The sequence below is a fragment of the Streptomyces cacaoi genome (assembly GCF_006539165.1).
In the GTDB taxonomy this organism is placed as follows: Bacteria; Actinomycetota; Actinomycetes; order Streptomycetales; family Streptomycetaceae; genus Streptomyces; species Streptomyces cacaoi.
Map to the genome: position 1 here is coordinate 231,456 of NZ_BJMM01000002.1, position 23,245 is coordinate 254,700.

20 protein-coding genes are annotated in these 23,245 nt (G+C 72.9%); 8 read left to right on the forward strand and 12 right to left on the reverse strand.

The annotated features are described in order from the left end of the window. Positions 1 to 29: 29 nt before the first annotated feature. On the reverse strand, positions 30 to 1,046 hold the full coding sequence (locus SCA03_RS01450) for a LacI family DNA-binding transcriptional regulator (protein WP_030878188.1): 1,017 nt from the start codon (positions 1,044 to 1,046) through the stop codon (positions 30 to 32). Positions 1,047 to 1,291: 245 nt separating this feature from the next. Here SCA03_RS01450 and SCA03_RS01455 point away from each other — a divergent pair, with 245 nt between their 5' ends. Next, positions 1,292 to 1,492, forward strand: coding sequence for a hypothetical protein (locus tag SCA03_RS01455; RefSeq protein ID WP_030890439.1), 201 nt, complete (start codon positions 1,292 to 1,294; stop codon positions 1,490 to 1,492). Positions 1,493 to 1,612: 120 nt separating this feature from the next. Here SCA03_RS01455 and SCA03_RS01460 read toward each other — a convergent pair whose 3' ends face one another. The 8 genes from SCA03_RS01460 to SCA03_RS01495 form a co-directional block, all read right to left on the reverse strand. Continuing rightward, positions 1,613 to 2,761 carry an alcohol dehydrogenase catalytic domain-containing protein gene (locus tag SCA03_RS01460; protein WP_086818013.1) on the reverse strand — a complete coding sequence of 383 codons (1,149 nt, stop codon included), beginning with the start codon at positions 2,759 to 2,761 and terminating at the stop codon, positions 1,613 to 1,615. Further along, positions 2,758 to 3,084 carry a putative quinol monooxygenase gene (locus SCA03_RS01465; RefSeq protein WP_030890432.1) on the reverse strand — a complete coding sequence of 109 codons (327 nt, stop codon included), beginning with the start codon at positions 3,082 to 3,084 and terminating at the stop codon, positions 2,758 to 2,760. Before SCA03_RS01465 ends, SCA03_RS01460 begins: the two co-directional genes overlap by 4 nt. An 8-nt stretch (positions 3,085 to 3,092) precedes the next feature. Continuing rightward, positions 3,093 to 3,722, reverse strand: coding sequence for a glycerol-3-phosphate responsive antiterminator (locus SCA03_RS01470; RefSeq protein ID WP_030878201.1), 630 nt, complete (start codon positions 3,720 to 3,722; stop codon positions 3,093 to 3,095). Positions 3,723 to 3,740: 18 nt separating this feature from the next. Next, a complete protein-coding gene (locus tag SCA03_RS01475) occupies positions 3,741 to 5,294 on the reverse strand; it encodes an FAD-binding oxidoreductase (protein WP_086818012.1) in 1,554 nt (517 codons plus the stop codon). Further along, positions 5,291 to 6,973 (reverse strand): glycerol-3-phosphate dehydrogenase/oxidase, encoded by a 1,683-nt coding sequence (locus SCA03_RS01480; protein WP_030890426.1) that lies wholly within the window; start codon positions 6,971 to 6,973, stop codon positions 5,291 to 5,293. The genes SCA03_RS01475 and SCA03_RS01480 overlap by 4 nt, the downstream gene beginning before the upstream one ends. Positions 6,974 to 6,975: 2 nt before the next feature. Beyond that, on the reverse strand, positions 6,976 to 8,565 hold the full coding sequence (locus SCA03_RS01485) for an FGGY family carbohydrate kinase (RefSeq protein WP_086818011.1): 1,590 nt from the start codon (positions 8,563 to 8,565) through the stop codon (positions 6,976 to 6,978). A gap of 71 nt (positions 8,566 to 8,636) precedes the next feature. Next, entirely contained in the window at positions 8,637 to 10,082 is a 1,446-nt protein-coding gene (locus SCA03_RS01490; RefSeq protein WP_086818010.1) for an MFS transporter, read from the reverse strand. A 235-nt stretch (positions 10,083 to 10,317) separates the two neighbouring features. Beyond that, entirely contained in the window at positions 10,318 to 11,937 is a 1,620-nt protein-coding gene (locus SCA03_RS01495; protein WP_086818009.1) for an ABC-F family ATP-binding cassette domain-containing protein, read from the reverse strand. 185 nt (positions 11,938 to 12,122) lie between these two features. On the opposite strand from SCA03_RS01495, the gene SCA03_RS01500 reads away from it, so the two are divergent. Then, a complete protein-coding gene (locus SCA03_RS01500) occupies positions 12,123 to 12,677 on the forward strand; it encodes a sugar O-acetyltransferase (protein ID WP_030878218.1) in 555 nt (184 codons plus the stop codon). A 181-nt stretch (positions 12,678 to 12,858) separates the two neighbouring features. Here SCA03_RS01500 and SCA03_RS01505 read toward each other — a convergent pair whose 3' ends face one another. Further along, positions 12,859 to 14,556, reverse strand: coding sequence for a hypothetical protein (locus SCA03_RS01505; protein ID WP_230988429.1), 1,698 nt, complete (start codon positions 14,554 to 14,556; stop codon positions 12,859 to 12,861). Positions 14,557 to 15,139: 583 nt separating this feature from the next. On the opposite strand from SCA03_RS01505, the gene SCA03_RS01510 reads away from it, so the two are divergent. Together SCA03_RS01510 and arsB are read left to right on the forward strand one after the other, a co-directional pair. Next, entirely contained in the window at positions 15,140 to 15,448 is a 309-nt protein-coding gene (locus SCA03_RS01510; protein ID WP_030878227.1) for an ArsR/SmtB family transcription factor, read from the forward strand. Then, a complete protein-coding gene (gene arsB / locus SCA03_RS01515) occupies positions 15,445 to 16,563 on the forward strand; it encodes an ACR3 family arsenite efflux transporter (RefSeq protein ID WP_030878230.1) in 1,119 nt (372 codons plus the stop codon). The genes SCA03_RS01510 and arsB overlap by 4 nt, the downstream gene beginning before the upstream one ends. Positions 16,564 to 16,698: 135 nt before the next feature. On the opposite strand, the gene SCA03_RS01520 is transcribed toward arsB, so the two are convergent. After that, positions 16,699 to 17,346, reverse strand: coding sequence for a YHS domain-containing protein (locus tag SCA03_RS01520; RefSeq protein ID WP_086818007.1), 648 nt, complete (start codon positions 17,344 to 17,346; stop codon positions 16,699 to 16,701). 287 nt (positions 17,347 to 17,633) lie between these two features. Between SCA03_RS01520 and SCA03_RS01525 the strand changes: the two genes are divergently transcribed. Next, positions 17,634 to 18,413, forward strand: a complete 780-nt coding sequence (locus tag SCA03_RS01525) for a hypothetical protein (protein ID WP_141275168.1) — start codon at positions 17,634 to 17,636, stop codon at positions 18,411 to 18,413. Between the two features lie 61 nt (positions 18,414 to 18,474). Here SCA03_RS01525 and SCA03_RS01530 read toward each other — a convergent pair whose 3' ends face one another. Further along, entirely contained in the window at positions 18,475 to 19,512 is a 1,038-nt protein-coding gene (locus SCA03_RS01530; RefSeq protein ID WP_051846456.1) for a LacI family DNA-binding transcriptional regulator, read from the reverse strand. Positions 19,513 to 19,859: 347 nt separating this feature from the next. Here SCA03_RS01530 and SCA03_RS01535 point away from each other — a divergent pair, with 347 nt between their 5' ends. From SCA03_RS01535 to SCA03_RS01545, 3 genes are all read left to right on the forward strand, one after another. Beyond that, positions 19,860 to 21,182 (forward strand): ABC transporter substrate-binding protein, encoded by a 1,323-nt coding sequence (locus tag SCA03_RS01535; RefSeq protein WP_086818006.1) that lies wholly within the window; start codon positions 19,860 to 19,862, stop codon positions 21,180 to 21,182. Positions 21,183 to 21,348: 166 nt separating this feature from the next. Continuing rightward, complete coding sequence (locus tag SCA03_RS01540; RefSeq protein WP_051846455.1) at positions 21,349 to 22,218, forward strand: carbohydrate ABC transporter permease; 870 nt, start codon at positions 21,349 to 21,351, stop codon at positions 22,216 to 22,218. 134 nt (positions 22,219 to 22,352) lie between these two features. Continuing rightward, complete coding sequence (locus tag SCA03_RS01545) at positions 22,353 to 23,174, forward strand: carbohydrate ABC transporter permease (protein ID WP_078872923.1); 822 nt, start codon at positions 22,353 to 22,355, stop codon at positions 23,172 to 23,174. Positions 23,175 to 23,245 lie beyond the last annotated feature (71 nt).

The following is a 23,245-nucleotide window of genomic DNA, read 5'->3' on the forward strand; positions in this document are numbered from 1 at the left end:
CGGGCGGCCGGCCGACGGGGCCGTGCCGTTCAGCGCGCTCCGCAGGAGGCGCGGACGACCAGTTCGGTGGGGACGGTGAAGTGGGCGGGAGGAGCGCCGTGTTCGATCGCGTCGAGGAGCATCCGCACGGCGGCCGACCCCATTTCGCGGAAGGGCTGGCGCACCGTGGTCAGCGGGGGCCGCATCACCCGGGCGATGGGCGAGTCGTCGAACCCGGCGACGGCGAGGTCCTCCGGAACCCGGCGCCCCTCGGTGTGCGCCACGTTGAGCACGCCGAACGCGATCTCGTCCCAGGCGGCCGCGACGGCGTCGGGCCCCGCCGCGAGCAGCTCGCCGAGCTCCTCGGCGGTGGGCTCCCGGTCGGCGGGCAGCACGGTCAGCTCCGGGTCGTAGGGCAGCCCCGCCTCGCGCAGCGCGTCCTGGTAGCCCTCGAAGCGCTCCTGTGCGAAGGCGTCGTCCAACTGCCCGCCCGCGAAGGCCACCCGCTTCCGGCCGGTGCCGACGAGATGGCGGACGAGATCGCGGAAGCCCGCGCGGTTGGTGCTCTCCACGTACGGCAGGTCCAGCCGGTGTCCGCGGTCGTCGATGACGACGGCGGGCGGGCCGGTGTGGGCGAGCGCGCCCACGTGCCGCGGGGTGCCCTCGGGCATCAGCAGGATCAGCCCGTCGATCGAGAGCGCGGGCAGGGTGCGGGTGACGAACTCGCGCTCGGCGCGCTCGCCCGGGTGCAGCGGCTGGACGAGCAGGTGCAGTCCCCGGCGCGCGGTCTCCTCGGCGATGCCGTACTGGATGTCGGCGTAGCCCCACCAGTGGGTGAGCGGCATCAGCAGGCCGATCGTGTCGTGCCTGCCGGTGCGCAGGGCACGGGCGCCGGCGTGCGGGAACCAGCCCAGCTCCGCGGCGACCTCCCGGACCCGCTCGCGGGTGGCCGCGCCCACGTCCCGGTGGTCGTTGAGCGCGCGGGAGACGGTGGGCTTGCTCACCCCGGCCGCGCGGGCGATGTCGGCGATGGTCACCCGGGCCCGGCCCGGTGAAGCCTCCTGCATGGGCACCCCTGTGTGCTCTGCCGTCCGGTCGTTCGTCACTCGGGAGCCGGCGTGCGCCTCCCGAGTCCTTGGAACGTTTCCGAAATCGATTCCGGAACTGTTCTGGAACGTATCTCCGCACGGAGAGGAGGCGCAAGAGTCCGGGGGAACACCGGGGTGCGACGGCCGTCACACCCCGTGCCGCGCCGTGCCCCGAGCCGTTTTCCGCCGGGCCGGACGGGAACCCGGGCCGCGAGGTGATCGACATGCCCGAACCCGGCAGCAAGAGCTACGACATCCACCGGGCGCGACGGCGCAAGGAGAAGGAGAAGACCGGGGAGGCCGACCGCAAGCAGGCCAACGAGGAGGCCAAGCGGGACATGGAGCAGGACCCCAAGTGGCGCCCCTCGGGACCGCACTCCGACCGCGGCCGCGGCCCGAAGAGCGAACGCCCCGGCTCCCACTGAGGGCCCCGTCCCGGCGGGGCCGCCACAGCCGCCGCCGTCCCGGCGCGTCCCCGGGGAGCCGGGCGTCCGGGACGGCGGCGTGCGCACCGGCCGGGCGGCGCGCCGCCCGGCCGGTGCGGCTCAGGCCGGGAGCATGCCCGAGGGGTCCAGCAGCCGGCGGATGGCCGAGCCGTCCGCCAGCGCCTCCAGGGCCTCGTTCAGCTCCCCGGTCGCCAGCGGGAGCGTCCCCGTGTGCAGCTCCTCGACCGGCATCAGACCGGCCCGCCACAGGCCCAGATAGCGGGGGATGTCCCGCTGCGGCACGGCGTCGCCCATGTAGGAGCCCACGAGGGACTTGCCCTCGCCCGCGAAGGCCAGCGCCGGCACGGAGTCCAGCATCCGGCCGGGCGCCGGGAGCCCCGCCGAGACGACCGTCCCGTCCCGTGCGACGGCCGCCATGCAGGCGGCGACGACGGACGGGCTGCCCACCGCCTCGACGGCGAACCGGGCGCCGCCGCCGGTGACATCCGCGACGCCCTCGGCCGCCTCCTCGGGCGTGAACGCGTGCGAGGCGCCCAGCCGCAGGGCCAGCTCCCGCTTGGCGGGCACCGGGTCGACCGCCACCAGCGGGGAGGCGCCCGCGGCACGCGCCCCCAGCACGGCGGACAGGCCGACCCCGCCCAGCCCGAACACGACGGCCGACTGGCCGGGCCGCAGCCCGGCCGTGTTGACGACCGCGCCCGCCCCCGTGAGCACGGCGCAGCCGAACAGCGCGGCGACGGTGAACGGCACATCGTCCGGCACCGGCACCAGCGACTCCTGGGCCACCACGACGTGCTGCGAGAACGCCGAGACGCCCAGCTGGTGGTGGACCGTGCGGCCTGCCGTGTCGCGCAGCAGCGACGGCCCGTGCAGCAGCCCGCCCGAGCCGTTGGCCTCGGCCGCCGCCGGGCAGAACGCGGGCCGGCCCTCCGCGCAGGACGCGCAGTGCCCGCAGCCGGGGACGAACACCAGCACCACATGGTCGCCGGCCGCCACCCGGGACACCCCGGGCCCGGTCTCCTCCACCACGCCGGCCGCCTCGTGCCCCAGCGCCATCGGCAGCGGACGGACCCGGTCGCCGTTGACGACCGACAGATCCGAGTGGCACAGCCCCGCCGCGGCGATCCGCACCAGGACCTCACCCTCCCGCGGCGCCCCCAGCTCCAGCTCCTCGACCTCGACGGGGGCGCTCGTGCCGTAGGGGCGCGCGGTGCACACCTCACGCAGAACGGCGGCCCGTGTCCTCATGCCGGGGCCTCCGTGGCCGCGCCGGTGCCGCGCGGCGCCAGGCGCACCACGTCGCGGGACTCCAGCAGCGGGACCACACCCTCCAGCACGTGGCGGCGGAAGTGCGCGGAGGCGCAGTGGGCCGTGAAGTCCTCCTCGGCGTCGTACTCCTCGTACAGGACGACGGTGCGCGGGTCCTCGGTGCCCTGGTGCACCCGGTACTGCCGGTTGCCGGGCTCCCGCCGGGAGGCCGCGGCCATCTCGTCCAGCAGCGCCAGGACCTCGTCCTGCTTGCCGGGCAGGGTGCGGTACCGCGCCACGACGACATAACTCCCGTAACTCATGTTCCCTCTCACTTCTCGGCGGCTTCGGCCAGGGCGTCCCGGGTCAGGTGCCACAGCCGGGGGTCGGAGGTGGCCGCGGCGACGGCGCCCAGTTCCAGCGCCTCGGCCACATCGGCGGCGGACTGCACGAAACCGGCGGCCACGTGCGGGGTCAGCGCGCGCAGCGACTCGGCCGACATGCGCGCGACGATCGGCGCCGGCATGACCTCCACGAGGTCCGGCAGGCCCCGGGAGACCGCGTCCAGGCTCCGGTTGAGGTTGGAGCGGTCGGTGACGAAGACCTTCTGCATCGTCAACAGGCCCAGCGGGCGGCCCTTTTCGACGAGGGACAGGCGGGTGCTGACCATCCCCGCCGCGCCCAGTTGCCGGAGGAACTCCAGCGCGCCCCGGTCCTGTGCGAGACCGGGGCTGGAGTCGACGTTGACGAAGACGGTCTTGCCCGCCCGGCCCAGCGCGGGCACCACCTGCGGCAGCTTCCCGACCGGTATCGAGGCCAGGATGCACACCGAGGCCGGGGCGGTCAGGAAGTCCTTCAGATGCGGTGCGCCGACCACGGAGGCGACGACCGGTACCTTCGCGAACGCCGCGGAGAGTCTCCGGTCGAGTGAGGTGGCGCTGGGCCGGTGCTGCGGGCTCATACCTTCTCCGGTGTTTCGTCAGCTCAGCGGGGAGGTCCCGAATCGGCTGGGGAGGCCCAGCTTGCCAGGGTTGAGGATGCCCTTCGGATCCAGCGCCTCCTTCACCGCCGTGAACGTCGCGAACCCGGCGCCGAGCGCGTCGGCCAGGTACGGGCCGCGCAGCAGCCCGCAGCCGTGGTGGTGGCTCAGGGCGGCGCCGTGCTCGATCAGGACCGCGTTCGCCGCGTCCCACACCGAGCGGTACCAGGCGCGGCGCTCGGCCGGGTCGACGTCGCCGCGCAGCGAGAAGTACACGCAGGCGCCGTCGGTGTAGGCGTGCGACTGGTGCGCCGAGGCGGCGAGCGTGCCGGGCACCGACCGGATCGCGGCGACCACCTCGTCGTAGATGACCGGCAGATCCTTCCAACTGGCCGCCATCTCCAGGGTGTCGGCGACGAAGCCGGGGGACTGCTTGAAGCCGTCGGAGGACTTGCCCACCAGCATCCGCTCGTCCAGCCAGCGCGCGAAGACCGTCTCGCTGTCCAGCTCGGGCCCGTACTCCTCGCACACCTCGCGGCTGACCCGCAGTGCCGCGTCGACCAGGGCCGGGTCGCCCTCGTCGGCGATCAGCAGCAGATTGGTGTCCGGCTGGTCGAAGTGGACGCCGCTCTCCAGCGCGTCGTACAGCCGCAGCACCGCGGGGGTCGCGCCGCGCTGGAGGATACGGCGGCACGCCTCCAGGCCCTGCGCGAACGTCTCGAAGCCGAACGCGAGCGCCTTGGCGTACTCCGGCAGCGGGTGCACCCGCAGCCGGGCCGAGACGATCACCCCGAGGGTGCCCTCCGAGCCGACGAACAGCTGGCGCAGATCGGGGCCCGTGGCCGCCCGGGAGTAGTCGCCGTAGGTGGCGCGGGTGCCGTCGGCGTGCACCACGTCCACCCCGACGACCATGTCCTCGATCTTCCCGTAGCGGGTGGACAGTTGGCCCGCGCCCCGGCAGGCGATCCAGCCGCCCACGGTGGACAGGGCGAAGGCCGACGGCCAGTGGCCCGTCGTCACGCCGTGGGTCTCCTGGAGCTCCTTCTCGAACAGGTCGCCGAACATGCCCGCCTGGACGTCCACGACCTGCGACTCCGCGTCGTAGGACAGGATCCGGTCGAGTCCGCACACATCGAGGACCACGCCGCCGAACACCGGCAGCGCGGCACCGGTCACATTGCTCCGGCCCGCCGAGGCGGTGACCGGTATGCCCTCCTCGTGGCAGATCCGCAGCACCGCCGCCACCTGCTCCTCGTCGGCGGCCTCCACCACCACGGCCTGCGGCGTGGCCGGGCTGCCCGCCGTCTCGCCGATCATCGAGCCCGCCCACCAGTCACGGGTGCGGGTCACCACCTCCTCGCGCCCGGTGTGCACGGCCTTCGCCGCGCCGCGCAGCCGCTCCACGACGGCGTCCGGCACCTCGACCGGGTCGCTCTGGAGCGCCGCGGGGCCGTCCCCCACGGGGGTGCGCTGTGCCCAGCTGGACGGGCTGGGGGCGCCGACGGTGTAACGGCCCCGGTTGAACGGGTTGGTGATCGTCTGACGGCTGATCATGCTGCTGCTCCTTCGCGGTCCCCGAACAGGACCTGCTTCTCGTGGCGTACGGAATCGAGGTACGCGGACACCTGCCGCTCCACCTCGGCGTCGGACAGGCCCAGCTCCCGGCCGAGCAGGGCACCGACCTCGGGCGCCGCCTCGGCGGAGGCGTCCCGGGCGAACAGCCGGGCCCGCAGCCGGCGCGAGAGCACGTCGTCCACCGAGCGGGCCAGCTCGGCACGGGCCGCGTAGACGACCTCGGCCCGGGTGTAGGGCAGCGAGGCGACGACGGGCTCGGCGAGCGAGGGGTCCTCGGCGATCAGGTCGTGCACGAACCGTGCCTCGGTGCCGTACCGCTCGCCCAGGTGCGCGGCGAGCCCGCCGGAGGCGGCGACGGCCTCGGCGTCGTAGCCGGCACCGCCCAGCAGCGGCAGATGCACGGTGCGGCTGCGCGCCTTCTGGCCGAGCACGCCCAGCACCTTGTCGACGACGAGTTCGCCCATGTGCCGGCTGGTGGTCAGCTTGCCGCCGGTCACCGTCACCATGCCGGTGGGGCCGACGGTGATGTGGTGGTCGCGGCTCATGTCGAGCGTCGCGCCCTCCTTCTTGCCGACGAGCGGACGCAGGCCGCCGATCGAGCCGAGCACGTCGTCGGGGGTCAGCTCGGCGTCGAAGGCGGTGCGTGCGCCCTGGAGGAGGAACTCCATCTCCTCCCGGGTGCAGTGCACGTCGTCGACGGAGCCCGTGTAGTCGGTGTCCGTGGTGCCCAGGACGACGGTGTCGCCCCAGCGGGTGCAGGTCGCGCGGCGGGCGCGGCCGGGTATCGGCACCGTCACCGTGCAGTCGATGCGCAGCTTGTGCCAGGGCACCACGATGTGCACGCCCTTGGCCGGGCGCACCTGGTCGCTGTGCCCGGTGTCCGCCATCGCGTCCAGCCGGTCGCTCCACACACCCGTGGCGTTGACGACGGCACGCGCGCGGACCTCCAGCTCCTGCCCGTCGACCGTCACCCTGGCGCCGCTCGCCCGGCCGCCGCTGGTCAACAGGGCGTCGACCCGGGCCCCGTTGAGGACGGTGGCGCCCAGCGCCGCCGCCGTGCGGGCCACGGTCAGGGTCAGGCGCGCGTCGTCGGCGCGGCTGTCGAAGTAGAGCAGTCCGCCCCGCAGATGCTCGCTGCGCAGCGTCGGCGCGTGCGCCAGCACCTGCGGCACCGACAGCCGCTGGTGCAGCTTGCCGATGCGCCAGCCGCCCACCAGGTCGTACGTCCACAGCAGGCCCTCGAAGCCCTTGGCCAGGCGGGGGTCGAACACGCCCTCCTGCTCCAGCACGGGGAAGAGGAACGGCAGCCGGTGCACCAGGTGCGGGGCGTTGCGCCGGAACCGGTGCCGCTCCAGCAGGGAGTGGCGCACCAGATTGACGTTGCCCTGCTCGATGTACCGCAGTCCGCCGTGCACCATCTTCGACGACTTCGACGAGGTGCCCGAGGCGAAGTCGTCCTTCTCCACCAGCGCCGTGCGCAGCCCCCGTGAGACCGCGTCCAGCGCCGTGTACACGCCCGTGATGCCGCCGCCGACGACCAGTACGTCGTACGGCTCGTCCGCGAGCTGCCGGGCGGCCCGCTCCCGGTCCAGCAGCAGGGCCGAGCGGCGCGTCGCCCGCGCCGAGCGCCCCGGCTTGCGGGCAGGCAAGGTGATCACAATCAACTCCAGGTAGTGCTCTGCGACGGCCGGCGGGCCGCCGCGTCCGGTCCGGGAAGCGGCTCGCGCAGATGCGCCGCCAGCAGCGCACGCCACTCGGCCCGCCGCTCCTCCCGCACGCTCCCGTTCTCCTCGGGCTCGAAGACGTCGCCCGTCGGCGACGCCGAGACGATCTCGTCGATCTCGTCGAGGGAGGCCCACGTCCCCGTGCCGACGCCCGCGAGATAGGCGCTGCCGCGCAGGCTCGCGGTGGCCGCGTCGGCGACCCGCTCCAGCGGCATACCGACCAGCGCGGCCTGCATCCGCATCAGCGCGTCGCTGCCGGCGACCCCGCCGCCGGCCCGCAGCCGGGCCAGCGGGGCGCCCATCGTGGCCGTCACCCCGTCGACCAGGTCGCACACCGAGTGCGCGATGCCCTCCAGCACGGCGTGCGCCACGTCCTCCTTGGTGGTGGCCAGGCTCAGCCCGCTCAGCGCGCCCGTCGCCTCCGGCCGCCACACCGGCACCCGCACCCCGGCCAGCGCCGGGACGAAGCGCGGGCCGCCCGGCCGGTACCCGGAGCGGGCCGCCAGCTCGCCGATCTCCTGCGGCGAGCGGAACATCCCCAGGTCCTCGCAGAGCCAGCGCAGCGCCGAGCCCGTCGTCGAGCAGTACGCCTCCAGGCTGAAGACGGTCGTGGCGCCCTGCCGCCAGCCGGGCTGGGCCAGCACCCCGGCGATGTCCTCGCGCGGCCGGGCCGGCACCTCCCCCGTGGAGACGTCGACGAAGGCGCCGGTGCCGAACACACACATGCCGTGCCCGGCCTGCGGGCCGCCGAGCGCCAGCAGCGCCGCGTGCTGGTCGCCCATCGAGGCGGCCAGCGGGACGGCGATGCCGAGGGTGTCCTCGTCGGTCGTGCCGAAGTGCTCGCCGTCGCCGGGGCAGTCGGCGCGCAGCTCGGGCAACAGCTCGGCGGGAAAGCCGAGATGGGTGATCCACTCCGTGTCCCAGGCGTGCTCGCGCAGCAGATAGCCGCCGGTCGAGCCCGCGTTGGAGGCGGTCGTGGCGTAGGTGGCGCCGCCGGTCAGCTGCCAGATCAGCCAGGTGTCCACGGTGCCGAACCGCAGCCGCCCCTCCCGGTGCGCCGCCGCCACCTCGGGCCGCTCGGCGAGCTGCCGCGCCGCCCACAGGAAGGGCGAACGCGAGCCGACCGGCCGGCCCGTGCGCTCCAGCAGCACCGGATCCCACTCCGCCTCGTACGCGGCGAGATCCCGGGCGTACCGCCGGTCCTGCCAGACGACGGCGGGCAGCAGCGGCAGCCCGGTGACCGCGTCCCACAGGACGGCCGTGGCCCGCTGCGTCGTCAGCGCGACCGAGGTGGCGCGCACGCCCTGGTCCGCTGCGGCGGACAGCGCCCGCCGGGCGACGTCCAGCGTGGCCGTCCAGATCTCCATCGGGTCCTGCTCGACGGAGAGCGCGTCCGGGTGGCCGACCCGCAGCGGCCGGTAGCAGACCTCGCCGGCCTTTCCGTCCGTGCCGACGACCGCTGCCCGCGTCCCCGTCGTGCCCTCGTCGATGGCGAGCACGCCCGTGCGCGCCGGCATGCCGCTCATGGCCGCTCCTTCTCGTCCGTGGTCCCTGTCGTGCGTACCGTCCCCGCCCCGGGCCGGGTGCCCGGCGCGGCTCATCGCGCGGGGGCGGCGGCGGGCGAGGAGCCGGGCAGTGCGGGCCCCTGCTCGTCCGGCTGTTCGTCGTCCGGCGAGGCGTCGGTGCGCGTCGGGTCCCACTTGACGGCCAGGCAGGTGAGCATGCCCAGCAGCGGGACGACGGCCAGCACCAGGAAGGTGTGCGCGAGCCCCAGCGCGTCCTTGATCTGCGGGAAGACGTACAGCCCGATGACGCTGCCGAAGCTGCCGACCATGCCGGTCACACCGGTGCCCAGGGCCCGCACGTCGCTGCTGTAGGACAGCGCCGCGATGGACTTGCCGTTGGCGCCGGGGCCCGCCGAGTGGCACAGGATGAACAGCACCGGCAGACAGAAGGCCACCACGAGCGGTGCCTTGCCGAAGGTCAGCCCCATCAGCACCAGCGCGACGCACACCCCGCCGAAGCCCCAGGCGGAGCTGAGCCGCAGCCCCATCCGCCGTCCGCACCAGGCGGAGGCGAGCCCGCCGACGATGCCGACGGCGTTGAACACCATCGAACCGATCGTCGCCTTCTCGAAGCTCTCCCCGAAGATCGTCAGGCTGATGACCGGCAGATACCAGCCCACAGCGAAGTACTGGAGGCCCTGCCCCAGGGAGATGACCGAGGAGAGCACCGTGCGCGGCAGATAGGCGCCCTTGAACAGCAGCCCGGCGTCCCGCAGTCCCACGGCGGGGGCGGCGGTGTGCTCGCCGGCCGTACCGGCGTCCGGCGCGGCCACCGCGTCGATGCCGTAGATGCGCCGCAGGCTGCGGACGGCGTCCTCCAGCCGCCCCTTGCTCGCCAGCCACGCCGGGCTCTCCACCAGGAACAGCCACTGGAGCACCAGCAGCACCGCGGCGATCACCCCGGCAGAACCCAGCGACCAGCGCCAGATGTCCTGGCCGACGTCCAGCTGGTAGAAGCCCAGGGCCAGCACGAGGTTCCCGGTGGTGGCGCAGTACCAGACGGCCTGCCACAGGTTCAGCCGGCCGCTGCTGGCCTTCGGGGTGTACTCGGCGAGCAGCGCCATCGCGACGGCGAAGTCCACGCCGTAGGCGACACCGACGAGCACCCGCCCGAGCCACACCGTGGTGAAGTCACCCGAGAAGGCGGCCAGCAGCGCTCCCGCCACCGCGAACACCTTCGCGACGAGCAGCGGCGGCACCCGGCCGATGCGGGTCGCCAGCCAGCCGCCGACGGGGTTGAAGAGGATCGCCAGGAACGGCGCCGTGGCGGTCAGCACCGATATCTGGGTGCTGGAGAGATGCATCTGGTCGGTCATCGGACCGAGCCCCGCGCTGAGGGCCGCGTTGGCGTACGCATCGAGGAAGAGGCCGCCGAAGGCGAGATACCAGGTGATCCGTGCGCGACCCGTCACGGTGCGCAGCCCGTCGATGAGCGCAACGATGTCGGCGACGCCTTTGACGCTCGGACGTTGTGCCATAACTCCGCCTTTTCAGGAGGACCTGACCGGCGGCACAACGTGAAAAGCAGACACAGCGAGGCCACCGACAGGTGGTCTGTGTCTGTGCCTGCCCAAGAAACCCCGGCCGGCTCGGGCGGACCCGCGACGGCCGGTGGTACGAGCAGGAGTCAATAATGCGCACGGTTGTTCGTCAAGAGTTTCCGCGGGATTTCCTGACGCCACCGGCGCCCCGCGGGCCACGCCCGGTGGCGGCTCAGCGGGCCCGGGCCACCCGCCCCTCGTCCCAGACCGGCTCCGGGGTCTCCCGTACCCGGCCGTCGGCGCCGAAGACCAGGAAGCGGTCGAAGGCGCGGGCGAACCAGCGGTCGTGGGTGACGGCCAGCACCGTCCCCTCGTAGCTCTCCAGCGCCTGCTGAAGGGCGTCGGCGCTCTCCAGGTCCAGGTTGTCCGTGGGCTCGTCCAGCAGCAGCGCCGTCGTCCCGGCCAGTTCGAGCCGCAGGATCTGGAAGCGGGCCTGCTGGCCGCCCGACAGATCGCCGAAGCGCTGCTCGGCCTGGCCGGAGAGGCCGTACCGGTTGAGGACCGGCATGGCCGCGCCCCGGTCGTGCGCGTGCTCCCGCCACAGGATGTCGAGCAGGGTCCTGGCGTGCAGTTCGGGATGCGCGTGCGTCTGCGAGAAGTGGCCGGGGACGACCCGGGCGCCCAGCTTCCAGTGGCCGGTGTGCGCGACGGAGCCGCCCGCCAGCAGCCGGAGGAAGTGCGACTTGCCCGAGCCGTTCGAGCCGAGCACCGCGACCCGCTCGCCGTAGAACACCTCCAGGCCGAACGGCCGCATCAGACCGGTCAACTCCAGGTTCTCGCAGGTGATCGCGCGCACGCCGGTGCGACCGCCGCGCAGCCGCATCCGGATGTCCTGCTCCTTCGGCGGCTGAGGAGGCGGCCCCGCCTCCTCGAACTTGCGCAGCCTCGTCTGCGCCGCCGCGTACCGGGAGGCCATGTCGTCGCTGACGGAGGCCGCCTGGCGCAGCGTCTGCACCAGCTTCTTGAGCTGGGCGTGCTTCTCCGACCAGCGCCTGCGCAGCTCCTCGAAGCGTGCGAACCGCTCCTTGCGCGCCGCGTGGTACGTGGCGAAGCCGCCGCCGTGCACCCACACGTCCGAACCGCCCGGCGCCGGCTCCACGCTGACGATCTTCTCCGCCGCACGGGCGAGCAGCTCCCGGTCGTGCGAGATGAACAGCACCGTCTTCCGCGTACGCCGCAGCTGCTCCTCCAGCCAGCGTTTGCCGGGCACGTCCAGATAGTTGTCCGGCTCGTCCAGCAGCAGCACCTCGTCGCCGCCGCGCAGCAGGCACTCCAGCACCAGCCGCTTCTGCTCGCCGCCGGAGAGCGTGCGCACCTCCCGCCAGCGCGCCTTCTCGTACGGCGTCCCGAGCGCGGCCGTCGTGCACATGTCCCAGAGCGTCTCGGCCTCGTAGCCGCGCACCTCCGCCCAGTCGGCGAGGGACTGCGCGTACCGCAGCTGCGCGGCCTCGTCGTCCACCGTCATCACCGCGTACTCGGCGTCGTCGACCGCGCGCGCCGCCTCCCGGATCCGCGGCGGCGCCACGGAGACGAGCAGATCCCGCACCGTGCTCTCGTCCCGGACGCTGCCGACGAACTGCGGCATCACCCCGAGACCGCCGCTGACGGCGAACGAGCCGCCGTGCGGCCTGAGTTCACCGGACAGGATCCGCATGAGCGTCGTCTTGCCCGCCCCGTTCGGCCCGACCAGCGCGACGGACGAGCCCTCCGCCACCCGGAACGAGGCGTCCGCGAGCAGCGCGCGGCCGTCCGGCAGGTAGTACTCCAGGTGCGCGACATCGAGATGGCCCATGGCGCCCGATTCTCGGTGGCGCGGCGCGGGGCGGGCAACGCGGTTTTCCCGCCCCGCGGCGTCCCGCTCTCCCGCCGTTCCCCGGCCGCTCCTCCCACGAAGGGGGAGTGCCGCGGCGGCCGTCCCTCGGGGAGACTGGAGCACCGGCGCGCACGGTGCGCACCGGAGAGCGGGGAGGACAGCGCGTGGGCGAGAACAGGAAGCGGATGCTGGCCGGGGACTGGTACATCCCCGACGACGAGGAACTGAAGGAGGAGACACGGCGGCGCGCCGAACTGTGCGCCGCCTACAACGCCGCCACGACGGCCGATGACGCCGAACGGCGGGCCGTACTGGAGCAGTTGATCGGCGACCTGGGCGAGGACGTCACCATCCGGGCGCCCTTCCAGTGCGACTACGGGAGCCGGATCTCGATCGGTCCGCACACCTTCATCAACTTCAACGCCGTCTTCCTCGACGCGGCGCAGATCACCGTCGGCGCCCACGGCCAGATCGGGCCGAACGTCCAACTCCTCACTCCCACCCACGAGTTGGACACGGAGCGGCGCCGCGAGGGCTGGGAGAAGGGGGAGCCGATCACGATCGGGGACAACGTCTGGCTCGGCGGCGGCGTGATCGTCTGCCCCGGGGTGACGATCGGCTCCGACACCGTCGTCGGCGCGGGCGCGGTCGTCACCAAGGACCTCCCCTCCGGCGTGCTCGCGGTGGGGAACCCGGCGCGGGTGGTCCGCTCGCTGTGACCGGGGCACCCCGCCGCTGAGCGGGGTCGGAACGGCGGCGGCGCGCCCGGTCCGCGCCGCCGCACCCACTTCCCGCGGGCCGCGCCCGCACGCCGTCGGCGCCGGCCGAGCCGCTTCCGGTGCCGCTTCGTGCGTCGCCGTGGACGTCGACCACGTCACCGGCAAGGGCGGTCGGCCGGGGCTACTTGCCCGCCCGGCCGAAGCCGAGCGTGCGGCCGAGGACGTCCAGCGCCTCGTCGGCCCAGCCGATGATCCGCAGCCCGGAGGTGAGGTTGCCGGGCGGATGGTTGATGAGCGTGTCGTGCCGGATGAGCCGGGCGAAGTCCACCCGCACCGGGTCGGGGCGCGGCCGCTGGTCCCGCGGGGTGCGGAACTCCACCCCGGCCCGGCGCATCACCTCGATCAGCTCCTGCGCGAGGAGCCCGTAGGCGACGGTCGTCGGATGCACCCCGTCCAGCGAGAACAGCCCGCCCGCGCTGCGCCGGCCGTCCTCGGAGAGCAGGAAGTGCGAGGTCGGCACCGGGTCGAGGGCCCGCAGCTCGTCGGGCAGCGGATAGGGCGACCACCAGTCGGGGCGCGCCGAGGAGTCCTCGCCGAACCGGCGGGTGGCCAGGCGGTCCAGCAGCCCGGCGGAGTCCATGAGATACCAGTCGCGGCCGGCCCGGCGCGCCTTGCGGACCACCTCGGCCATCGAGACGTTGTAGCTGTCGATGGCCTCGTCCACCTGTCGGGCCTGCTCGCCGGTCAGATGCGGGTCGCGGCGCGGGTCGAAGTCGTCGTCGTCGATCCAGGGACGCGTGTAGTACGGGAAGTAGCGCGAGCCCGGTTCGGCCTTGCCCCGCACCCCCCTCGCGACCGGCGCGATGGTCACATGCGGCACGGTGCACCAGATCACGTGCCGGGCCCGGATCTCCCGTACGGCGGCGGCGAGTTCGTCCAGCTCGGCGGCGAAGTGCTCGGGGCGCCAGACCGTGTAGCGCCCCTTGCGGCGCAGATCGTCGTAACCCTCCCCGCTCCAGGCCACCTTGAGCTGGACGACCGAGGAGAGCGCGTTGTTGGCGCCGAGGAAGACGATCAGCGTCTCGATGCCGTGGTCCGGGTCGCCGTCCCCGCCCCCGGAGCCTCCCGGAGCGCCCGGATTCTCCGTGCCCCGCTCCTCGCCCAGCGCCGCCGCCGCGGTGACCTGGGTGAGCGCGCCCGCCGCTGCCGGACGGGTGGGCAGCGTGCGCAGCGCGGCGCGCTCACCGGCGTCGCCGACCATCTGCCGGACGAAGTCGTCCTGCGGGGCGCCGATCATACGGCGGCACACATCGGCGGACTTCTCCAGCGCGTCGCGCACGTCCCAGCCGAAGCAGGCCAGGTTGTGGTGGATCGCGGTGGTGGACACCGGCGAGGCGCCGGGGCCGCGCTCCCAGTAGTCCTCCACCTTGTCCATGAACCGCCGGGCCCGGAACAGTGCGGACGGCACCTCCCACCAGTCGACGTCCCGGCCGCAGTGCTCCTCCAGGTCGCGCAGGAGCATCTCCAGATTGAGCGGCAGCCCGCCGCAGCCGTCGTAGGAGGGGTGCCGGAAGCTGTCCGCCCAGCCCAACTCGTGGGCGATGATCGCCGGATAGGACAGCCCGGTATGGAAGACCGCGCAGCTCTGGAAGCCCTGGGTGAGGGAGTCGCCGAGGGCCACGAGCCGGTGTCTGGGCTCGCCGCGCCAGGAGGTGGCGACGGGGATGCCGAGCGTCGGATCGGCGTACGGGCTCGCCGCGCGCGGGCTCCGGGACACGGTGGGATCGGACGTTGTGGGATCGGACGCCGTGGCGCGGGAGGCCGCCGCCTCGGTGGCCGTGGACTCGGACGTCGTCGGGGGAGTGGAGGATTCCGTCATCGCGTGCTCCGGGGGTCGCATGCCGGCGGTGCCGGTGGGGGGACGAGCGGGTGCGAGGTGTCGGGCCCCGGCGGAAACCGGGGTGGTGCGCGGTCGTTCAGGACGCGGCGGGCTCCGGCCGCGGTTCCGGGCCGGCCGCCGTCCCGCCCCGGTGCGGCGGACGCGTCGGCCCGCCGAAGGGGAGGGACGCGACGGGCACGATGCACACGGCGAGTACAGCGGGCCGGGTGGACCCGGTGGGCGCGGTGGGCGTGGGCCCGGCCGGAGGCGCGGCCCCCGGCTCTTCGAAGACCTCTTCGTCCACCGGCACACAGGTCTCATGCCCGCCCCGCGCGCGGTTGACGCGGAGTATGACAAAGGGAGTGACGCGCCGGGGGAACGACCGGCCGCCCGGGGCCCGTTGCCCTGCGCGGCTGCGCTCCGCGGGATGCTCGATGCCCAGCCGGAGGGCGCACGTGCGCGGCGTGAACCGTGGGCGCGTCGTATGTCTCCGGCCAGGCGGTCAGCCGGACGGCGGCATCCAGTCGCCAGTGACGTCAGCCGAGACTGGTATCAGCGGGCAATGATGTGAGAGTGTCGGTGCATGCTGACTTCAGTCGATCCTGATGTGATCCGGGTGCTGGGTGATCCGCTCCGCCTGAGGATCGTGGCTCTGCTGGCGCGCGAGACGCTCTGTACGACGCACCTGGTCGAGGAGACCGGCGCCAAGCAGACCAATCTGTCCAACCACATGAAGGTGCTGCGCGAGGCCGGACTGGTGGAGACCGAGCCGTGCGGTCGCTTCACCTACTACAAGCTCAGGCCCGACGTTCTGGCCGGCCTGTCCGAGCAGTTCGCCGCGCTGGCCGCCTCCGCCCGCACCGCCGTCGAGAACCGGAGGCCCTGCCCGTGACCTCCGCCGAACCCGCCACCGGCCGTACGCGGGGCGCCGACCCGGCCGGGGACGACTCGATCGTCAGGAAGCTCTCCACCCTCGACCGCTATCTGGCGGTGTGGATCCTGCTGGCCATGGCCGTCGGGCTGGGGCTGGGCCGGATCGTCCCGGGGATGAACGACGCGCTCGCGAAGATCGAGATCGGTGGGATCTCGCTGCCCATCGCGATCGGTCTGCTGGTGATGATGTATCCGGTGCTGGCCAAGGTGCGCTACGACAGGCTCGACGCGGTCACCGGCGACCGGCGTCTGATGGTCTCCTCGCTGGTCGTCAACTGGATCGTCGGCCCGGCGGTGATGTTCGCGCTGGCGTGGATCTTCCTGCCGGATCTGCCCGAGTACCGCACCGGACTGATCGTCGTCGGGCTGGCGCGCTGTATCGCCATGGTCATCATCTGGAACGACCTGGCCTGCGGCGACCGCGAGGCCGCGGCCGTCCTGGTCGCGCTCAACAGTGTCTTCCAGGTGCTGGCGTTCGGCCTGCTGGGCTGGTTCTACCTCGATCTGCTGCCCCGGTGGCTGAACCTCGGCGACGGGCAGGGCCTGGACGTGTCCGTCGGGCACATCGCGCTGAACGTCGTCGTCTTCCTCGGCATCCCGCTGCTGGCCGGGTTCCTCACCCGGCGCATCGGCGAGCGGAGGATGGGCCGGAGCGGCTACGAGGCGAAGGTTCTGCCGCGGATCGGGCCGTGGGCGCTGTACGGACTGCTGTTCACGATCGTGGTGCTCTTCGCGCTCCAGGGGAAGACGATCACCTCGCAGCCGCTCGACGTGGCCCGGATCGCGCTGCCGCTGCTGGTGTACTTCGCGGTGATGTTCTTCGGCACCTTCGCCCTCGGCAAGGGGCTGGGGCTGGCCTACGACCGGACCGCGACGCTGGCGTTCACCGCGGCGGGCAACAACTTCGAGTTGGCCATCGCGGTCGCCATCGCCACCTTCGGCGTCACCTCCGGGCAGGCGCTGTCCGGCGTCGTCGGCCCGCTCATCGAGGTCCCGGTACTGATCGGCCTGGTGTACGTCGCGCTCGCCTGGCGCAGGAGGTTCGCCCCCGGCACGGAGACGACGGCCCCGTGACGCGGCGCACGGACGTGGCGGTGGCCGGCGGCGGCCTGCTGACGCGAGGCAGCCCGGCGCGTGCGGGACCGCCGGCCGTGCGCCGCTGACCGGTACAGCCGCAACGGCCGCGAGGAGACCACCGCCGGCCGCCTGCTACTGCCGGAGCGGCACCCCGTGTTCGTCGGCGAAGGCCCGTCGGCACATGCCGTGGCAGAAGCCGTACAGGACGCCCTCGTGCACCAGCGTCAGCGGCGTTCCGTCGAGGTCCACGCGCATACCGCAGACCGGGTCGATCAGCGAGCCCGGCGGCGGGTCCGGAGCGGGCCGGGCGGCGGCATCGTCGCGGTACGGGCGGGAGATCAGCTCGGTGAGGTCCATGCTCCCCATGGCTCTTCCGTGCAGGCCGATACCGCCCTCGGAGACCCCCTCGACGAGAACCACGGCGTCCGGCTCGCGCCGCACCCGCTCCGGATCCCGGCCGGCGGCCCGCTCCGTCTCGGCCAGCACCTCCGTGACGATCTCCACGGTGTAACCGCTCATCTCCTTGCGCCAGGACGCCGGCACGGTCACCCGCACCAGGTAGCGCGGCGGATCCGCCGGGTCCGCCTTCGGCCGCCGCCCGAGCACCCAGGTGGCGGGCGTGTGCACCAGGACGTGGGTGAGCGTGCGCTGGGCCTCCAGGATCTCGATGGCGTGGCTGTCGTCCTCGACCATCAGCGTGTCGATGAGCCGCTCGGCCAGCGCCTCCCGTTCCTCCTCGTCCAGCGCGCCCCTGGGCACGAAGACCTCGATGAGCAGCATGGTCGACTCCCGTCGTCCGGTGGTCCGTTGCCGTCCGGCCACCGTGCCGCGTCCGGGCACCCGTCCGCGTCCGCCGAGGGGACCACCCGTGCGCTACCACGGCGGGAGCAGCCGCCCGGCGCAGCTGCCGCCGGCGTTGTCGGCACCGCTGCCGGTGGCGCCGGCGGCGGCTTCGCGCGGCGGGACCGCGGCACGGTCGCCTGTGCCGGACGCCACCCGCGCGGCCCGCAGTGCCGCGCACACGGGTAGCGTCCTGTCCGACCGCAGCGAAGGGGAGGTTCGGGGCCGTGGACCAGCGACGGAGAGTGTTCGTCCTCTCGCCCGTACTGCGTGTGCTGCTGGGCCTGTTGGGAGCGGCGTCGTTCGGTGCGGGCGTGCTCGCGGTGTTCGTCGCACGGGACGGGGCGGGCACGGCGGTGCTGATCGCCTTCGGCGGTGCGCTGCTGGTGCTCGCGCTGCTCGGGGACCGGGTGGAGAGCCTGGAGTTCGGCGGGACGTCGCTCAGCCTCCGCGAGCGTGCGGCCGAACGGCTCGTCCGGGCCGAGGACTCCGAGCGCGGGGGCGACCCGGCCACGGCCGACCGGCTGCGCGCCGAGGCCCGGGCCCTGCTGGAGGCGGCGGCCGGACCGCTCGCGGACCGGTACGGCGCGGTGCGCGGCACGATGCCGCCCGGCGCGCGGCGTACCCGTGCCATGGGCGAGGTCGTCGCACGCGCCCGGAGGCTGTCCGAGGAGCGCTCCTTCGACCCCGCCGAGGTCCTCCGGTGGCTGCGCGAGGGCGGCGACGAGGAGCGGGTGACGGCCCTCGCCATGATGCAGGCGCGGGCCGAACTGCGGGACTTCGACGCCGCGTTGGCGGCCGTCGAGCACTCGCGCAGCGCGTTCGAGCAGTACCAGGCGATGCGGCTGATGGCGCTGATGGCCGACGCGCTCGACGCGGCTCAGCGTGAGCGGCTGGCCGCGGCGCTGGTCGCACAGCGGGAGCGGTGGCGTTTCCGGCGCGACGCGAGCCGGCAGCGGCTCAGCGAGGAACTCCTGCGGCGGCTGACGGAGCCGACCGGACACTGAACACCCGCCCGCCACCGGCCGTTCCGTGTGCCGAGGGCGGTCCGCCCGCCCTTCGGCCCGGCTACCGGTGTTCCGGCGCGGGTGCGGTGCTCTCCCGCGGGGTCAGCCGGGGGAGGGGCACCTCGACGCGCCGGCGGGGGCCGCCGGTGAGGACGTCGAGGAGCTGCTGGGCGGCGTGCCGGCCGAACTCCTCGGTGTCCCGGGAGAGCGAGGTGAGCTGCGGGTGGAGGGTCCGGCACAGCACCGAGTCCTCCCAGGAGACGATGGAGACGTCCCGCGGCACCGAGTGCCCGGTCTCCGTCGCGACGCTGACCGCGGCGACGGCCATCACCTCGTTGTCGCAGATCAGCGCCGTCGGGGGAGTGGGCAGGGCGAGCAGCCGGCGCGCGGCCTCGGCGCCCTGCGCGTCGGTGTAGTCGGTGGTGACCGAGCGGGCGTCGGCCAGCCCCGTCCGCTCCGCCTCCTCGCGCAGCGCCCGGATCCGGCGCTCGGTGTGGGTGAAACCGCCGACGCCCGCGATGTGCGCGATGCGCCGGTGGCCGAGTTCGTAGAGATGCCGGACGACGGTGACCATCGCGGCCGCGTCGTCCGCCCACACGCTGGACAGCCCGGCCGCAGCGGCGTCCCGGCGGTCCGGCCCGTCCGTGGGCTCCGCCCCGCCGACGACGACCGCGGGCAGGCCGAGCGAGGCGAGCAGGGCGGGCCGGGGGTCCTCGGTGCGCGGATCGACGACGAGGACGCCGTCCACCCGGCCCTCGGCCCACCATCTGCGGTACAGCTCGCACTCGGCCTCCAGGCCGTCCGCCATCTGGAACAACAGGGCCTGGTCGCGCGGCGCGAGGGCCCGCTGGATGCCGGACATCAGCTGGAGGAAGAACGACTCGACGCCGAGGCTGCCGGCGGGCCGGGCCAGCACCATGCCGAGCACACCGGCCCGCTCGCCGGACAGGGCGCGCGCCGCCGAGTGCGGGCGCCAGCCCAGGCGCTCGGCCACCCGCTCGATACGGGCCCGGGTCCCGGGAGAGACCCCGGAGCGGTTGTTCAGCGCGAAGGAGACCGCGCTCGCCGACACCCCGGCCTCCCGGGCGATGTCCTTCATCGTCGGCCGCTTGGGCGGCTGTTCGTCCACCGCGTCGTCCACCGCGTCCTCCACCGCTTCTTCCACCGCGCTCCTCCTGTGTGGCACGCCCGGCGGGCCGCCGGAGCACACGGTATCCGTGCCGCTCCAACTCCCCCCGGGCACCGGGCGGTTCGGGCCCGGCCGGCGGGCCGGGAGCGGGCCCGTGCCGCTGGACCGTCCCGCTCCACGGCATGGAGCCTGTGAGCTAACGCGGTTTAGCTTACCCGAGCTAAAGCGGATTAGCTCCTGGCCGCCCGAGTATTGACACGATGCCTGGGCGGATGCAGAGTTCACCCCGACGTGTTCTGAGCAAAGGAGCCGGTTCCATGTCCCCCGCCCAACTTTCCCCATCGGCCGGCAGATTGCTCCGGCCGGCCTCCGTCGCCACGATCGCGCTGGGCACGGCCCTGTCCCTGACGGCGCTCACCGGCTGTTCGTCGGGCTCGGGCGGTGGCTCGTCGGACGCGAGCGGCGAGGTGAAGGGCAAGATAACGTTCCAGACCTGGAATCTCCGCGCCGAGTACAAGGACTATTTCAACGGTCTGATAGCGGACTTCGAGAAGAAGTACCCCGGCACCAAGGTGCGGTGGATCGACAAACCGGCCGACCGCTATGCGGAGACGCTCAGCGCCGACGCCGCCTCCGAGAACCTTCCGGACGTCGTCAACGTCTCGCCCGACAAGGCGTATCCGCTGGCGAAGGCCGGTGCGCTGATGAACCTCAGCAAGGACGAGACGGCGGCGAAGGCCGAGAAGCAGTACATGCCCGAGGCGTGGAAGGGCAACGAAATGCCCGGCCTCGACGGCGTCTACGGATTCCCGTGGTATCTGAACACCGGCCCGCTCTTCTACAACAAGCGGCTGTTCGAGAAGGCCGGGCTGGACGGTGACAAGCCGCCGCGCACCTACGAGGAGCTGTTCTCCTACGGCGAGAAGCTCGCGAAGAAGAAGGTCGCCTCCCTGGGCACGGCGCCCGCCATCGAGGACTTCGGCCGCTACGGCGTGGAGTTGATGAACAAGGACGCCACCGAGTTCACCTACAACAACGCCAAGGGCGTCGAGCTGCTCAAGAAGTACAAGAAGCTGTACGAGCAGGGCGGTCTGGACGGGCAGGCGATGTCGGCCGGCCCGGAGAAGGCGGGCGAGAAGTTCGAGCAGGAGAAGATCGCCATGAATGCCGGCGGCGCGCTCGACCTCACCTCCTTCAAGGAGAACCAGCCGCAGCTGTACAAGAACATCGGGCTGACGGACGCGCCCAACAACAACGGGCATCCGAACATGTACGTGATGAGCCTCGGCATCAGCCAGACCAGCGAGAACAAGTCCACCGCCGTGGCCTTCGCCAGGTTCGTCACCAACAAGAAGAACCAGGAATCCTTCGCGCACAAGGTCGCGGTCTTTCCCAGCACCAAGGGCTCACTGGACGAGCCGTACTGGACGGAGGGCGGCCGGAGCCCCGAGGACCGGGTGCGGGTCTCCTCGGCGAAGCTGCTGAAGAAGGCCGTCAACTACACGCCCGTGGTGATGACGGAGGAGATGAAGACGGTGCTCAAGAAGGAAGTCTCCAAGTGCTTCCTCGGCCAGAAGAGCCCGAAGCAGGCGCTGGACGACGCGGTGGCCGAGTCCAACAAGCTGCTCGAACAGGTCTAGGGCGGGCGCAGTGAACAGCACCGCCTCCGCTTCCGGGCCCCCGGCGCCGTCCGCCGGCGCGGCGGGCCCGCCGTCGGCGCCCTCCACGCCGTCCCCGGACTCCCCGGCTTCCTCGGGTTCTCCGGGTTCCCGCTCGTCCCGGGCCGCCCGGCGCGGCGGCGCCCGGGTGCGCACCCACCGTGCCCACAGCCCCTGGCTGTTCCTGCTGCCGGGCCTGCTCATCACGCTGGCGTTCAACATCTATCCGTTCGTCGCCACGGTCTGGAAGGCGTTCACCGACGCGCGGACGCTCACCCCCGGCAGCTTCGTCGGGCTCGACAACTTCCAGGAGATGCTGGCCGACGAGCAGTTCTGGATCGGCCTGCGCAACAGCTTCCTGTACGTGGCCGCCGTCGTGCCGTGCACGGTCGTGCTGCCGCTGCTGCTGGCCCTGCTGGTGCACAAGAACCTGCCGGGCATCGCGTTCTTCCGCTCGGCGTTCTACACCCCCGTCGTCGCCTCCGTGGTCGTCGTCGGGCTCATCTGGGTGTGGATGCTGGACGACCGGGGGCTCGTCAACGCCGTCATCAAGACGCTCGGGTTCGACACCGTGCCCTTCCTCAGCGACCGGTGGCTGATCCTGCTGAGCGCCATGCTGGTCACGGTCTGGAAGGGCCTCGGCTACTACATGATCATTTACATGGCCGCGCTCGGCAACGTCCCGCGCGAGCTGCACGAGGCCGCCTCCGTGGACGGCGCGGGGCCGGTCCGCCGGTTCCTGTCCGTCACCGTGCCCGGCGTACGCAACACCATGGTGCTCGTCGGCGCGCTCTCGTCCGTGGCCGCCTTCCGCGTCTTCTCCGAGGTCTTCCTCATGGCCGGACCGGACGGCGGACCCGCAGGCGAGGACACCACGCTGGTGATGCTCATCCAGCGCACCGGCACCGGTCTTTCGGGGCGCGTCGGCTACGCCTCCGCGATCTCCCTGGTGATGTTCGTGATCACGATGGTGCTGCTGCTGGCCGTCTTCGCGGCCGAACGGAGGGACAAGAAGTGACGTCCACCGCCCCCTCGGCCGCACCCGGCAACGGTTCCGCGCCCGGGGAGGGGACCGACCCGCGGCGGCCGGCCGCCCCCGCGCCGCGCCGGCGCCGCCGCGTGCGGGATCTGCGCAACGAGGACGGCAGCCGGATGTCGCGCGGCTCGGTCGCCGTGCGCTACGTGCTGCTGGCGCTCGTCTTCCTGCTGTGCGTCGGCCCGTTCCTGTGGCAGCTGTCCACCTCGCTCAAGAGCCCGGGCGAGAACGTCTACAGCGATCCGCCCAAGCTGCTGCCCGAGCACCCGACGCTGGACAACTACCAGAAGGTCGGCGAGATCATCCCCGTCTGGGACTACGCGCTCAACTCGCTGAAGGTCGCGCTCGCCAACGTGGTCAGCAACGTCGTCGGCGCCTCCATGGCCGGATACGCGCTGGCCCGGCTGAAGTTCCGGGGCCGCAAGTACGCCGCGCTCGTCTTCCTCGTCGCCATGCTCGTCCCCGCCGAATCGATCATGATCGCGCAGCTGACGACCATGCGGGCGCTCGATCTGCACAACACGCTGACCGCCGTCGTGCTGCCCGGCTGTGTGGCCGCGCTCAACGTCCTGCTGCTGCGCAACGCGTTCCGCAACATCCCCGAGGAGATCGAGGAAGCGGCCATCGTCGACGGCGCCGGCGTGTGGCAGCGCTACTTCCGCATCGGGCTGCCCGCCGTCAAGGGCACCCTCGCCGTCGTGGCGATCTTCGCCTTCATGGGCGCCTGGGACGACTTCCTGTGGCCCCTCATCGTCCTGACCGACGACTCCAACTACACCCTCACCATCGGCCTCAACTTCCTGCACGGCACCTTCTCCAACAACCAGCGGCTCATCGCCGCCGGCACGATGATCGCGGTCGTCCCGCTGATCGTCCTCTTCGCCTGCCTCCAGAAGTACTTCTTCCGCGGCGTCGGAGAGGGCGCCGTCAAGGGCTAGGCCCGACCGGCCCCCGACCGGCCCGCACCCCGCGCCCGGCTTCGCGCCCCGGCGCGGGGATGCCCTCCCCC

Coding starts and splice junctions, on each gene's coding strand:
- SCA03_RS01450 (WP_030878188.1), bottom strand. CDS start 1,046: ATGCAGGAGGCTTCACCGGGCCGGGCCCGGGTGACCATCGCCGACATC.
- SCA03_RS01455 (WP_030890439.1), top strand. CDS start 1,292: ATGCCCGAACCCGGCAGCAAGAGCTACGACATCCACCGGGCGCGACGG.
- SCA03_RS01460 (WP_086818013.1), bottom strand. CDS start 2,761: ATGAGGACACGGGCCGCCGTTCTGCGTGAGGTGTGCACCGCGCGCCCC.
- SCA03_RS01465 (WP_030890432.1), bottom strand. CDS start 3,084: ATGAGTTACGGGAGTTATGTCGTCGTGGCGCGGTACCGCACCCTGCCC.
- SCA03_RS01470 (WP_030878201.1), bottom strand. CDS start 3,722: ATGAGCCCGCAGCACCGGCCCAGCGCCACCTCACTCGACCGGAGACTC.
- SCA03_RS01475 (WP_086818012.1), bottom strand. CDS start 5,294: ATGATCAGCCGTCAGACGATCACCAACCCGTTCAACCGGGGCCGTTAC.
- SCA03_RS01485 (WP_086818011.1), bottom strand. CDS start 8,565: ATGAGCGGCATGCCGGCGCGCACGGGCGTGCTCGCCATCGACGAGGGC.
- SCA03_RS01490 (WP_086818010.1), bottom strand. CDS start 10,082: ATGGCACAACGTCCGAGCGTCAAAGGCGTCGCCGACATCGTTGCGCTC.
- SCA03_RS01495 (WP_086818009.1), bottom strand. CDS start 11,937: ATGGGCCATCTCGATGTCGCGCACCTGGAGTACTACCTGCCGGACGGC.
- SCA03_RS01505 (WP_230988429.1), bottom strand. CDS start 14,556: ATGACGGAATCCTCCACTCCCCCGACGACGTCCGAGTCCACGGCCACC.
- SCA03_RS01510 (WP_030878227.1), top strand. CDS start 15,140: ATGCTGACTTCAGTCGATCCTGATGTGATCCGGGTGCTGGGTGATCCG.
- SCA03_RS01520 (WP_086818007.1), bottom strand. CDS start 17,346: ATGCTGCTCATCGAGGTCTTCGTGCCCAGGGGCGCGCTGGACGAGGAG.
- SCA03_RS01530 (WP_051846456.1), bottom strand. CDS start 19,512: ATGAAGGACATCGCCCGGGAGGCCGGGGTGTCGGCGAGCGCGGTCTCC.
- SCA03_RS01535 (WP_086818006.1), top strand. CDS start 19,860: ATGTCCCCCGCCCAACTTTCCCCATCGGCCGGCAGATTGCTCCGGCCG.
- SCA03_RS01545 (WP_078872923.1), top strand. CDS start 22,353: ATGTCGCGCGGCTCGGTCGCCGTGCGCTACGTGCTGCTGGCGCTCGTC.